The 12,419-nt window shown below is 71.7% G+C and carries 13 protein-coding genes and 2 pseudogenes; 11 read left to right on the forward strand and 4 right to left on the reverse strand.

The genetic code is table 11. The annotated features are described in order from the left end of the window. Positions 1–95 (reverse strand): annotated as a pseudogene (locus tag FHS34_RS44295) (FAD binding domain-containing protein); the annotation flags it as partial. Further along, the gene (locus tag FHS34_RS38935) at positions 92–709 is read right to left on the reverse strand and encodes a (2Fe-2S)-binding protein (protein ID WP_225817878.1); all 618 of its coding nucleotides are present in this window, start codon (positions 707–709) and stop codon (positions 92–94) included. The pseudogene FHS34_RS44295 and the gene FHS34_RS38935, both read right to left, overlap by 4 nt. Positions 710–974: 265 nt before the next feature. Between FHS34_RS38935 and FHS34_RS38940 the strand changes: the two genes are divergently transcribed. The 8 genes from FHS34_RS38940 (at position 975) to FHS34_RS38975 (ending at position 8,944) form a co-directional block, all read left to right on the forward strand. After that, positions 975–1,553, forward strand: a complete 579-nt coding sequence (locus tag FHS34_RS38940; RefSeq protein ID WP_184974686.1) for a TetR/AcrR family transcriptional regulator — start codon at positions 975–977, stop codon at positions 1,551–1,553. 326 nt (positions 1,554–1,879) lie between these two features. Further along, positions 1,880–2,371 (forward strand): CAP domain-containing protein, encoded by a 492-nt coding sequence (locus FHS34_RS38945; protein ID WP_184974688.1) that lies wholly within the window; start codon positions 1,880–1,882, stop codon positions 2,369–2,371. Between the two features lie 417 nt (positions 2,372–2,788). Then, the gene (locus FHS34_RS38950) at positions 2,789–3,289 is read left to right on the forward strand and encodes a GNAT family N-acetyltransferase (RefSeq protein WP_184974690.1); all 501 of its coding nucleotides are present in this window, start codon (positions 2,789–2,791) and stop codon (positions 3,287–3,289) included. Between the two features lie 25 nt (positions 3,290–3,314). After that, complete coding sequence (locus FHS34_RS38955) at positions 3,315–3,596, forward strand: hypothetical protein (RefSeq protein ID WP_184974692.1); 282 nt, start codon at positions 3,315–3,317, stop codon at positions 3,594–3,596. Positions 3,597–3,795: 199 nt separating this feature from the next. Beyond that, entirely contained in the window at positions 3,796–5,022 is a 1,227-nt protein-coding gene (locus FHS34_RS38960; RefSeq protein ID WP_184974694.1) for a hypothetical protein, read from the forward strand. Between the two features lie 241 nt (positions 5,023–5,263). Beyond that, entirely contained in the window at positions 5,264–6,529 is a 1,266-nt protein-coding gene (locus FHS34_RS38965; protein WP_184974696.1) for an MFS transporter, read from the forward strand. Between the two features lie 616 nt (positions 6,530–7,145). Continuing rightward, the gene (locus tag FHS34_RS38970; RefSeq protein ID WP_225817881.1) at positions 7,146–7,547 is read left to right on the forward strand and encodes a PPOX class F420-dependent oxidoreductase; all 402 of its coding nucleotides are present in this window, start codon (positions 7,146–7,148) and stop codon (positions 7,545–7,547) included. 164 nt (positions 7,548–7,711) lie between these two features. After that, entirely contained in the window at positions 7,712–8,944 is a 1,233-nt protein-coding gene (locus tag FHS34_RS38975; protein WP_184974699.1) for a cytochrome P450 family protein, read from the forward strand. A 72-nt stretch (positions 8,945–9,016) separates the two neighbouring features. Here FHS34_RS38975 and FHS34_RS38980 read toward each other — a convergent pair whose 3' ends face one another. After that, positions 9,017–9,376, reverse strand: coding sequence for a 5-carboxymethyl-2-hydroxymuconate Delta-isomerase (locus tag FHS34_RS38980; protein WP_184974704.1), 360 nt, complete (start codon positions 9,374–9,376; stop codon positions 9,017–9,019). Positions 9,377–9,499: 123 nt separating this feature from the next. Continuing rightward, positions 9,500–9,820 carry a hypothetical protein gene (locus tag FHS34_RS38985; protein WP_184974707.1) on the reverse strand — a complete coding sequence of 107 codons (321 nt, stop codon included), beginning with the start codon at positions 9,818–9,820 and terminating at the stop codon, positions 9,500–9,502. 249 nt (positions 9,821–10,069) lie between these two features. On the opposite strand from FHS34_RS38985, the gene FHS34_RS38990 reads away from it, so the two are divergent. The 3 genes and pseudogenes from FHS34_RS38990 (at position 10,070) to FHS34_RS38995 (ending at position 12,396) form a co-directional block, all read left to right on the forward strand. Continuing rightward, positions 10,070–11,497 (forward strand): alkaline phosphatase family protein, encoded by a 1,428-nt coding sequence (locus FHS34_RS38990; RefSeq protein ID WP_184974710.1) that lies wholly within the window; start codon positions 10,070–10,072, stop codon positions 11,495–11,497. A gap of 305 nt (positions 11,498–11,802) precedes the next feature. Beyond that, positions 11,803–11,892: pseudogene (locus FHS34_RS43110) on the forward strand (SDR family oxidoreductase); the annotation flags it as partial. Between the two features lie 99 nt (positions 11,893–11,991). Further along, the gene (locus tag FHS34_RS38995; RefSeq protein WP_184974713.1) at positions 11,992–12,396 is read left to right on the forward strand and encodes a hypothetical protein; all 405 of its coding nucleotides are present in this window, start codon (positions 11,992–11,994) and stop codon (positions 12,394–12,396) included. Positions 12,397–12,419 lie beyond the last annotated feature (23 nt).

Raw genomic sequence — 12,419 nt, forward strand, 5'->3', positions numbered from 1 at the left:
GTGCCGCCACCGAGGAAACGCGCGTCCGGATCGGCACCGAGCAACGCGACCGCACCCGCGACATCGGTGGCCCGCCGATAGCCGAACTCCCTCATACCGCCACCTCCTTCGCGGCCGCGCCGGGATGCGCAGGCCCCTCGTCCGGTCGGGCCTCGTCGGCGGGCCAGGACCGGCCGTCCTGCCGCGCCCCGGCCGCGCGGGCCACCGCCTCGACGATCGAGACGTACGCGCCACAGCGGCACAGGTTGCCGCTCATCCGCTCCCGGATCTCGTCGTCGGTCAGGGGTGGTGGTCCGGCCTCGGGCCGGATGTCCCGGGTGACGGCGCTCGGCAGGCCTGCCGCGTGTTCCTCGATCGCCCCGATCGCCGAGCAGATCTGTCCGGGGGTGCAGTATCCGCACTGGAAGCCGTCCAGATCGAGGAAGGCCTGCTGCACCGGGTGCAGACGGTCACCGTCGGCGACGCCTTCGATGGTGGTGATCTCGCGGCCCTCGGCCGCGACGGCGAACTGCAGGCAGGCGACGGTCCGGCGCCCGTCCAGCAGGACGGTGCAGGCTCCGCATTGTCCCTGGTCACAGCCCTTCTTGGTGCCGGTGAGATCGAGGCGCTCGCGCAGTGCGTCGAGCAGGGTGGTGCGGTGGTCGACGGGCAGGGTGTGAGCCTCGCCGTTGATCCTCAAGGTGATGACGCTGGACGTCGGTGAGTCCATGAGCTGCTTCTTTCGCGTTTCCAGGACGGTGGGGGCAGCTGGGTTACCGCGCGGCGCGGAGAGTTGTGGACCCGGGCCGCGAGGGCGAAGCGAAGGTGCGGGATGCTGGGCCCGGACAGTGACGGCCGACGGCTGCCGCCGGGGCACGTCCGCGGCTATCGTGGACGGAAAGCGGACAGCTGTCCGCTACTAGTTCCAACGTAACGGACAGCTGTCCGGTTAGCAAGGCGGGGTTCGGTGGGGATCCCTTGATCGAGGAGGACGAGTGCCGCAGCAGAAGGACTCACCCCGGCGCTCGGACGCACAGCGCAACCGCGAGCGCATCCTGGAAGTGGCACTCGCCGAACTGTCGCACTGCGCGAACGCCCCGCTGAGCGCGATCGCCAGGAAGGCGGGCGTCGGGCAGGGCACGTTCTACCGGAACTTCCCCAACCGCGAATCACTCGTCCTGGAGATCTACCGCCACGAGATGCAGCAGGTGGCGGACACCGCGACCCACCTGATCGAGACCCGGGCGCCCGACGAGGCCCTGCGCGCCTGGATGGACCGGCTCGCCGAGTTCGCCATGACCAAGGCCGGACTGGCCGACGCGATCCGGCAGGCCACCGGCACACCCGGCGGCCCGGCCAAGCCGCCCCACACCCCGGTGACCGCCGCGGCCGAACTCCTGCTCCGCGCCAACGAGGAAGCCGGCACCATCCGTCCCGGTGTCACCGCGGACGACTTCCTGCTCGCCATCGCGGGCCTCTGGCAGCTCGAACCGGACCATGACTGGCGGCCTCGCGCCGCCCGTCTCCTCGACCTCGTCATGGACGGCCTGCGCGCGGGAACCGCCGGCGGGTGAACGCCGCGCCGCCTACGCGATTCCCGAAGCGGACGCGGCCGCCCTGCGACACCCCTGACCGCGCAATACACGGGCGAACGGACCGTAAACCAAAAGCCTCATAATTTCCCCCGGTCGACGCACGGACACCCTCGACCTAGGCTGGTCTGGGCGAAGAGGGCGGTCGTACGGCCGCCCGCCCAGGCCACTTTGTCGGCGGTTGCCTCCCAGCACCGCGACAGCAGGCCGCACGGCCCGGCCGGCGCAAGCCGGGCGCGCGGCTGCTTCCGTGACGGGTGAGGCCCGCCGGCAGTATCTGCCGCTCTCTCTGCGACCAGGGGGTCGCCATGAACAAGCCGACTTGGGTACGTCATCAGGCCGTAGCCGTCATCACGGCCGGACTGATGGCCGGAGGCGCGATGCTCGCGACCAGCGCCTCCGCAGCCGTCTCCGACGTCAGCGCAGCCGATCAGCAGACCATCGTCAACGAAACCAACAAGGTGCGCGCGGAGGCCAAGGCGCCCCCGCTGACCTGGGACGACAGCATCGCCAAGGACGCACAGGCCTGGGCCGACAACCCGGACTCCACGAGCGGGGGTTCGCTGAAGCATTCTCCCTCGTTCAACGGTGCGGAGAACATGTCGTCCGTCGGGCCGGCCGGGGCCACCGCACAGTGGGCCGCCGAGAAGAGCAAGTACGACGCCGACCCCAGCAAGGACCCCAACAGCGAGGCTTACAAGACCCAGTGGGGTCACTACTGGAACATGATCCAGAGCCGGTTCACCAAGATCGGCTGTGGAGCACGAGAAGGCGTGACGGTCTGTCAGTACAAGCCCTGACCCGTCCGGCACCAGTCCCGCCAGAGCAGAACCGCAGCCCCCACTCCGCCTTGGATCGGGGGCTGTTGGCGACTACTGTCTCGGTGCACCGCCGGCGCGCCTGGAGATCACGGAGTCACTGCCGGTGCTGGCGGCCCGGCTGGGCGCGCCGTCCATCTCGGGCCCGGTCAGCTGGCGCCCCGCCATCGGCATCACGGGCCCCAACGAACTGCCCCTCCGCTTCGGCTGATCCCCGGCCGGCCCGCACCCGGATCCCACCACCGGCCGCACCACCTCTCGGCCACTCCGACGGGGCTTCCTCACCCGGGGTTGCCCTGAGACGGAGACCAGCGGGAGACACCACGTGAAAGAGGCGGAACGGCCGGCGCCTTGTCGTCGGTCGGCTTCGATGTCAGACCCGGGCACTACCGTTGGTGCATGACATCTCTCAGCCTCACACCGTGGTCCGGTCAAGGGTACGACCTGCTCCGGCGCCAGAACTCACCGGAGATGACCGAACACCTGGGCGGCCCGGAGACCGCTGAGCAGCTGCGGCGCCGCCACGAGCGGTACCTCGCTCTCACCGACGGTCAGATGTTCCTGGCGGTTCTGGGCGACGAGGTGGTGGGATCGGTCGGGTACTGGACGCGGGAGTGGGCCGGGGAGCCGGTCTACGAGACGGGGTACGGCATCCTCCCCGAGCACCAGGGCCGGGGCTTCGCCGTCGATGCCCTTCGTCTGTGCGCGGAACGGGCCGGCCAGGACGGCTCGCGCCCCTGGCTGCACGCCTTCCCCTCCGTGCACCATGACGCGTCCAACGCGGTGTGCCGGAAGGCCGGCTTCGAGTTCGTGGGAGCCTGCGAGTTCGAATATCCGCCGGGAAACGCCATCCGGTGCAACGACTGGCGGCTCGCGCTGACCCGGCCGGACGCCGGTTAGGCCCTTACCGCCTCGGGAGGAACCCATGGCCGTCACCTACCTGTTGCTCGCCCGGCTGCCGGAGGGACGGCTGAGTGCCTTCGACGCCTACGAGAGCGCCGTGCTGCCGCTTCTCGCCGAGCACGGCGGCCGGCTCGAACGGCGACTGCGCGCCCTGGACGACCGTACCGAGGCCCACCTCCTGAGCTTTCCCAGCGACGAGCACGTCGCGGCCTACCGAGCAGATCCCCGACGCTGCGCCGCCGCACCGCTCCTGGAATCCTCCGAAGCGGCGGTCGAACTCCTGGCGGTGCGCGACGTGCGATGACGGGATGATCGGCATCGCACCGTCCACCGGCCTCGTGGCACCACCGGCTGTTGCCGACGACGGCGGGTGGCGCCTTCCGTGGCGCGCGGGCGGGCGGCGGTGGTCGCGCCCTGCTTCGACTTGTCCGTGGTCGGACATCTACGCTCGGTGCCTTGCGGGGCGGTGATCGCTCCGGACGGGCTCGAGCGGGGAGTATGTGGTGCACACGGGCTGGATCAGGCTGTGGCGGTGGACGGCGTGGGCCGGGATCGGGCTGAGCCTGTACGCGGGCTGGCTGACGGCCGACGACATACGCGACCGCGCTTCCAGCGAGCGCGACATCGACGCTGCGTGCGGTCGGCTCGTGTCCGGGGCCGACGTGATGGATCTGCAGGGCGGCATGGTCCGGGCGAAGGCCGCCGAGGACGACAGGATCGATACGCACGAGCCGTCCGGCCACTGCACGGTCTACAAGGTGCCCGGCCCCGGCGAGAGCACGAGCCTGTTCACGCTGGTGGTGCGGAGCAGTGACGGTTCCGATCCGTTGCACTGGATCGGCGACGACATGGCACTCGATCCGTTCAACACCGCCGATGACAGCGGCGAGCGTGACGACGTCACCGCCGTCGCGGACCGGCTTCCCGAAGCCCGGCCGGTGGGCGACGGCACCTTGGGCTGGTACGGCGACTGGTACACCGCCGTCCGCGCGGAGTGCGGCCCCGGCAGCAGCGCGACGGCTCCGAAGCTGCTGCACGTCACCGCTCGCGCCGACTACGACGACGTCTCCGCAGCGGACCGTCAGCGCCTCGCCCGCATCGCCCGCTCGGCCACCGAGACACTCACCGACCGGATCGGCTGCCGGGCCCACCTGCCCGCGCTGCCCGACGAGCGGCTGGCACCCGTGCCGTCGGCACTCGGTCCCGCACGGACGGCGGACGGTTCGTGCCGCTGGTTCGCCCGGCACATCCATGAGCAGGGGCAAGGCACGCTCCCGGACCGTGCCCTCGCCATACCCGTCCTGGACACGAACCCCGTCGAGGGCTGCCTGCTGGCGGTCAGCCCCCGCCAGGTGGGCCACATCGCCGGCGGCTTGCCCGAGGACAAGCGTGAATGGGCCGACGGTGCGGTCACCCACTCGCCCTGGTGGCTGCGCACCCGCTCCTACTTCGGCGCGGAGGCACGCGCGGTGGGGTACGAGGAGGACTTCCGCACCGAGGAACAGATCAAGCCGGGAACGGCCGGGCACACCAGGGGCGGATGGTGGGCCTCCTCCGTCTGCGACGGTGAGCCCGCCCTGCACACCCTCAGCTCCAGCTACACCTACGACAACGTGCTCAGCGCCCGGACCCTGGCCGCCCTGTTCCGCGCGTACGTCGACGACATCACCGAGCGGCGCGGCTGCACCCATGTCACCTTCCCGCCCGCGAAGGACTTCCGCGTCTCCTGACCATCACCGGCGTCGGGCCCGGGCATCCGGCGCGGGAGGCCGACGCGGCTGTTCGGCCGACGCGTCTTCGGCGCTCGGCCGCCTGACACCCGAGGGGCACGGCTACCCCTCACGCGGGCGCGACGCGCCGACACGGCTCGGGACACGGATCCGTCGACCGGGGGAGGCCGCGAATTGGGCCACTGACACGGGCACCGATTGGGTCTACTCGGCGGTCCACCGGGCCTCTAACGTCATCGGCATGACCAAGCGACCGCAGCGCCTGCTGGCCCTCGCCCAGCTCGCCAACTCCGTGGGCGACGGCGCCTATTACGTGACGTCGGCGCTGTACTTCACCCAAGTCGTCGGCCTCGCTCCCGCCCGCGTCGGGCTCGGGCTCACCCTGGCCTGGGCGGTCGGCTCCCTGGTCGGGGTGCCGCTCGGGCGGCTGGCGGACCGGCGCGGGCCCCGCGGTACCTCGGTGCTGCTGGCGCTGGCCACCTCGGCTGCGATCGTCTGCTTCCTCCTGGCACAGGGTTTCGTACCGTTCGTCCTCACCGCCGCCGTCTACGCCTCCGCCCAGTCCGGGCTCGCGGCGGCCCGCCAGGCCCTGTTGGCGGGGCTGGTGCCGGCCGGGCAGCGGACGGGGCTGCTGGCGCGGCTGCAGTCGACTTCGAACGGCGGACTGGCGGTGGGCGCGGCGCTCGGCGGCCTCGCACTGAGCGCCGGGACGGCGGCGGCGTACCGGGGTGTACTCGCGCTGGACGCCCTCTGCTTCCTGGGCTGCGCGCTGCTCCTGCTGCGACTGCCCGCCGTGACCGGCACGCCCACCCCGACCTCCGGGACCGCCACCACCCTGACCGCCACGACCGCTGCCGGCACGGACGCCGGGGGCCGGCGGTTCGCGGTGCTGCGCGACCGGCCGTACGCCGTTGTCGCACTCCTCAACACCGTCCTCCTGCTGCGGCTGCCGCTGCTCAGTCTCGCGCTGCCGCTGTGGATCACCGAGCGGACCGCCGCGCCGGCCTGGCTGGCCTCGGGCCTGTTCGTGCTCAACACGCTGGCGGTGACGCTGTTCCAGGTGCGGGCGGCCAGGGCCGTGACGGGGCTCGGCACCGCTCTGCGGGTCCTGCGCCGGTCCGGGCTCGTGATGTTCGCCTCCTGCGCGGTGTTCGCGCTGTCGCAGGGGCGGTCGGCCTGGCCCGCGGCGGCGATCCTCATCGCGGGTGCGGTGCTGCAGGTCGTGGCGGAGATGCAGCAGTCGGCGGGCTCCTGGCAGTTGTCCTTCGATCTGGCACCGGCCGAGCGGATGGGCGAGTACCAGGGCTTCTTCGGCACCGGGGTGACGGTCGCCCGCACTCTGGGCCCGCTGATGGTGACCTGGCTGCTGCTGGGCTGGGGGACGCCGGGCTGGCTCCTGCTCGGCGCGGTCATGCCTCTCGCGGCGTACGCGATGGGACCGGCCGTCCGCCGGGCGGCCGGCCACCGTACTCGCCAGGAGGCCGGAGAGCCCGTACTCGCGAGCTGAACGGCAACGCGCCCTGGCCGCCGCATGGTCGACAGCCGCGGCGGGAACCGGCGATGACCGCACCCGTGGTCCGCCGGCCACCGGCACGGGGACACGACACCGGTGGCCGGGAGACCACGGACCACGTGTCCGGCCGACCTCCGCCGGCGGCGCGCGCCGGGTGGAGGTCCGGTCGTGAAGATTTGGCCCCCGCGGGCCCGCCGCCCCGGGACGGGCGGGCCGGCGCCTCGGGAGGCGCCGACGCGGGGTAGTCGGAACCTACGCTTCCGCCCGTCGAAAGGGAAGACCCCTCCGCTGTTGACCCGTGCCGGGCGCTCACGCATCCTGAGCCCCACGCGCCTCGGCCGGCCGTACGGCGCTGTCACGCCGACGCGATGACGACCGGCGTTCACGGCCCGGCACGTCCGGGCCGCGTGCCCCACGAGAACGGAGGCCTCCCCACGGACCGTGCCGCCGGAACCGCGCACCGAGATCGTGCGCCATGAACCGTGAGCCATAGAGCGTGAACCGTGGGCCCTGAGCCGTGGACCGTGGGCCATGAGCCATGGAGCGTGAACCGTGGATCACGTTGCCGGTCCGGAGCCCGTATCCCACCGAGCCGCTCCCTGGAGCCCCCGTGCCCGTACCCCTGGGCGAGGACGTGGTGACGCTGCTGCGCCGCCCCAGCACCTGCTACCTCGCCACCACGATGCCCGACGGCTCGCCCCAGCTCACCCAGACCTGGGTCGACACCGATGGAGAGCATGTCCTGATCAACAGCGTCGAGTCCCATCAGAAGACCCGGAACATCGCGCGTGACCCGCGGGTCGCCGTCGCCGTCTCCGACCCCTCGGACCCCGCCTCCTACGTCCAGATCCGCGGACGGGTGGTGCGAGTGACCACAGAGGGGGCGGTCGACCACATCGAGGCGCTCGCCCGGAAGTACCTCGGCGGGCCCTACCCATGGTTCGGCGGCCGCGACCAGGTCCGGGTGATCTTCGTGATCCAGCCCGAACGGATCAGCGGCCCTCGGGGCTGACCTCGGCCGCGAGACGAAGCGGTCTCGACCGGCGGACGCACGCGGCGGCTCGGGGACTCGGTCGGCGAGCGGGGTGATGACGGCTGCGGTATTGGACAATCGGGGCATATAGCCCATATCTGCCAACAGGACGGATGTGGTCCATGTCTGCCCCGGGAGGCCTGATGAGCCAGCAGCCGGTCCTTCTCCCCTATGCCGACCCGGCCTTCGTGGCGGACCCCTTCCCGCTCTACCGACAGCTGCGCGAGGACGGCCCCGTCCGGCGCGCGGTCATCGCGGGCGGCCTGGACGCCTGGCTGGTCACCCGTTACGAGGACGGTCTCGCCGCCCTGTCCGACCCGAGGCTGAGCAGCGACGTCCAAGACGCCTCGGACCCCCGCCTGATCAAGCAGCTGCCCCGGTTCGAGCGCGAGTCGATGATGAGCAACATGCTCCGTTCCGACCCGCCCGACCACACCCGGCTACGCCGCCTGGTGTCGAAGGCGTTCACCGCACGCCGGGTCGCCGGGCTGCGGCCCCGGATCCAGGAGATCACCGACCGGCTGCTCGACGCGGTGGTTCCGGCCGGCCGGGCCGAACTCGTGGCGGACTTCGCGCTGCCACTGCCGGTCACCGTCATCAGCGAGCTGCTCGGCGTGCCGGCGGACGACCGCCACGACTTCCAGCGCTGGACCGACGCCATGCTCGTCCGCGGGGAGAGGCTGCCCGACCCGGTCGTCGTCGACGAGGCGTGGCAGCAGATGCGCGGGTACCTGACGAAGCACCTCGCGTCGAAGCGGGACCGGCCGGGGGACGATCTCCTCAGCGCGCTGATCAACGCCCACGACGAGGAGCGGCGGCTGAGCCACGACGAGCTGATCGCCATGTCGTTCCTGCTGCTCGTGGCCGGATACGTCACCACGGTCAACCTGATCGCCGGCGGCATCGCCGCGCTCCTCGCGAACCCCGACCAGCTGACCCTGCTGCGAGAGCGTCCGGAGCTGCTGCCCGACGCGATCGAGGAGTTTCTCCGCTACGACGGGCCGGTCAGCCCGGGCATCGCCCGGTTCGCGCGCGAGGACGTCGAGATCGCGGGTGTGACCATCCCACGGGGCGCGACCGTGCTCGTCGCGTCCGCGATCGCCGACCGTGACCCGGCCCGGTTCCCGGACCCCGACAGGCTGGACATCACGCGGCGCGACAACGGCCACCTGGCCTTCGGGCACGGCATCCACTACTGCCTGGGCGCGCCGCTCGCCCGGCTGGAGGGCCAGATCGCCGTGGGGACGGTCCTGCGCCGCCTTCCGGACCTGGCCCTGGCCGTACCGCCGGCCGAGCTGAGCTGGCGGCCCGGCGGCCTGCGCGGCCCGGCACGGCTCCCGGTCACGTTCGCCTCCCCCGGTGACCGGGCGGGCTGACCCGCGCCCCGCGCCCGGCAGTAACTCCGACCACAGGGGGAAACCGGAGAATCCATGGGCGCGGGGGCCGGTTCACCGTACGGAGGACGACAGGCGGTAGGACCCGGCCAGCTCTCTCACCTCGACCGAGACGGCCGACTCCCGCACACCGGCCGACCGCAGATGCCCGTCGAGCAGGGTCAGAACGCTCTCCGACAGCCGTGCCTTCTGTTCCTCGGGGCGGCCGGGCATGAGGCCGACCTCCAGATGTACGAAACCGGCTTCCCCGCTCGACAGGTCGCCGATGTACGTCCCCGCCGGACGGATCAGTGTCTTGCAGACGCCCGCCGAACCGGACTCCTCGAGGACCACCCGATGCAGCTCCTTCACGAGGCTGTGCGCGTCGAGGACCCCGGTCAGATGGGCGGAGCAGTCGATGGTGAGGTGCGGCATGCGGGGCCTTCCACGTCGTTCTAGTTTCTCAGGGCAACCATTTTCCCCCATGGTCCCGCGGGCACCGCGCGCGGCTCGGCTCGGGGCGGCTGCCACCGGGACGACGTATGGGCGTCGAACGTGTCACCGGGCTGGTGGGCTCTGTACTGAGCGGCATGGAAGCCGGCAGTCCCAGCGCACGGGAGTGCTGTTCCAGCGGCCGTAGGCGATGTCGTCGTCCGTCAGCGCCACGACCTCGGCGGTGGGACAGGGCGTGGAGTCACTGGGCAGAGAGCGCGTGACGCCGTCCCGGACCAGCCACAGCTCGGGGTCCGGCGAGGTGCGTACGACCACCGAGCCGTGCCGGTCGACCCCCTGCGGCTCGCCGTCACCGAGTACCACCGGCTCGGCGGCGGTGCGCCCGACGACGCCGTCCCCCCGGCTGCCGTGCTCGCCGCCGGCCACGGGCCGCGGAGGAGTACGACGGCCACGATCCGTGTAGCGGTCACCGTTTCTCAACGCTCGGCAACGGCCGTGCGAAGCCCAGGCGTTGTATGTCACGGCTTGGCCAAGCCCTTCCCGCGCGTTGGTCACATGTTCACCGCCCCCACCTGATGCGCCCCGCCGTCGCGGGCGAAGGATGACCGACGGCCCGTCCGCCTGCCGGGCCGGCCGTCACTCCGGAGCGCTTCCCCCGCTCAAGAAGGGGCCATCATGGCTGAGTTGACACGCCGTAGACTTCTGGGTTCCGCCGCGGGCGCGCTCGGTGGCGCCGCGGCCCTCTCCCTCCTCCCGCCCAGCGTCCAGAAGGCCGTCGCCGCGGGCCCTCCCCGGACCGGCTCGCTGCGCGACATCGAGCACGTCGTCATGCTGATGCAGGAGAACCGGTCGTTCGACCACTACTTCGGCACCCTGTCGGGCGTCCGGGGCTTCGACGACCCGAACGCCCTCCGGCTGGACAGCGGGCGCAGCGTCTTCTACCAGCCCGACACCCAGAACCCCAAGGGCTATCTGCTGCCCTTCCACCTCGACACGCACACGTCGAGCGCCCAGGCCATCCCGTCCACCAGCCACGCCTGGTCCGTGCAGCACCAGGCCTGGAACGGCGGCAAGATGGACCAGTGGCTGCCCGCACACCGCAAGGCCGACGGCGCCAACGGCCCCTACGTGATGGGCTACTACACCCGCGAGGACATACCGTTCCAGTTCGCGCTGGCCGAGGCCTTCACCATCTGCGACAACTACTTCTGCTCGGTGTTCGGTCCCACCTGGCCGAACCGCCTGATGTGGATGACCGGCACGATCGACCCCGGCGGCACCCGGGGCGGCCCGGTGATCAACAACACCGCGCCCACGCCGTACCGTTGGACGACGTACGCCGAACGGCTCCAGGCGGCCGGCATCAGTTGGAAGGTGTACCAGCAGGACGACGACTACGGCTGCAACCTGCTGGAGCAGTTCGCCGCCTTCAGGAACGCGCGGCCGGGCTCCGACCTGTACGAGCGGGGCGTACGTCCGCAGCCGGAGGGCACCTTCGAGGACGACGCCCGCAACGACCGTCTCCCGGCCGTGAGCTGGATCATGCCGACGAGCCACCAGTCGGAGCACCCCGACTACCTCCCGGCGGCCGGTGCGGACTTCGTGGCCTCGAAGATCGAGGCGATCGCGTCGAACCCGAAGGTGTGGCGCAAGACCGCCTTCATCCTCAACTACGACGAGAACGACGGGCTGTTCGACCACGTGCCTCCGCCCACCGCGCCCGCGGGCACGGCGGACGAGTACATCAAGGGGCTGCCGATCGGCGGCGGCTTCCGCGTGCCGGCCATCATCATCTCGCCCTGGACGGTGGGCGGCTGGGTCGCGTCCGAGCCCTTCGACCACACCTCGGCCCTGCGGTTCCTGGAGCGGTTCACCGGGGTGGCCGAGCCGAACATCAGTGACTGGCGGCGCGCCACTTTCGGTGACCTCTCGACCGCCTTCCGCTTCCGTGACGCCCGGCCGCGCGCGCCCCGGCTCCCCGACGACACGGCGGAGCAGCTGGAGCAGGCGCAGGAGGAGGTGGCGACGCTGCCGAAGCCGACGCTGCCGGGAGCGGACCAGACCTTCCCGCACCAGGAGCGGGGCCGCCGTCCGCACGTGTGACACCGGCCGCCGTCCGGGAGGGCCCGTGCCGTCCGCCGGCCGGGCCCTTCGCCCGTCCGGGACGGGGCGGACGGTCCCGGAGCCGATCGGACCCGGTCGGGATGCCGGGACGCCCGAACGGTGATTCCTTGGTCGCAGGCGCCTCCCGTCCGCCGGCCGATGCGCCGCGGACTGGCGTCCTCGGGTGGAGCGGGTCTTCGACGCCGTCGTCGAGGAGTCCGGCAAGGTCGACTACAGCGTCAACACGGCCGGGACGGTGCTGAAGACGGCTCGCGCACTTCACCCGTGCCCTGTCCAAGGAACTGATCGTCCCGTGGGTGCGCCACCTGCTCACCGACGGCTGGTGGGCCAACGGTCAGACCCTGTTCCTCAACGGCGGCTACACCACTCGCTGACCCCTCCTCGACCCCCACCGTGTCCCCGGTCCCGGCGGCAGACGGCTGTGCCGGGCCTTCTACTCTGAGGAGTGACACGAGGTCCAGGGGGCGAAGAGCATGACCACATGGGGACTTGTCATCGAGACGACCGTGGGTGCCGGGGAGCGCAAACACGTGGAGGCGTACGTGGTGGCGCACTTCACCGGCTCCCGTGCGGACGCGCTCGCGGAACTGGAACGCCGGGCGCGGAGCCATTCGCCCGAGCACCCCAGGAGCCCCAAGCGCCGGCGGCTGCTTCGGGACGGCGACGGCTTCCTCCTGGTCATCGACGGAGCCTGGCAGTCGTTCGTCACGCGGTTCTCGGTGGCGGAGCTGCTGGAGGACTCCGCCGGGCCCGTCGTGCCCGAACCCGCGGCGGAGGTGCCGGTCGTGCCACCGGCCGAGCCGGCGGCGGACGTCGAGCGGTACCCGGACGGGGTCCCGGTCAAGCCGGCGTGGCTGGGGCGCAACGACCTGCCCTGAACGCCCCGCCGGCCTGCCCTGAA

This window comes from Streptomyces echinatus, assembly GCF_014203595.1.
GTDB lineage: Bacteria > Actinomycetota > Actinomycetes > Streptomycetales > Streptomycetaceae > Streptomyces > Streptomyces echinatus.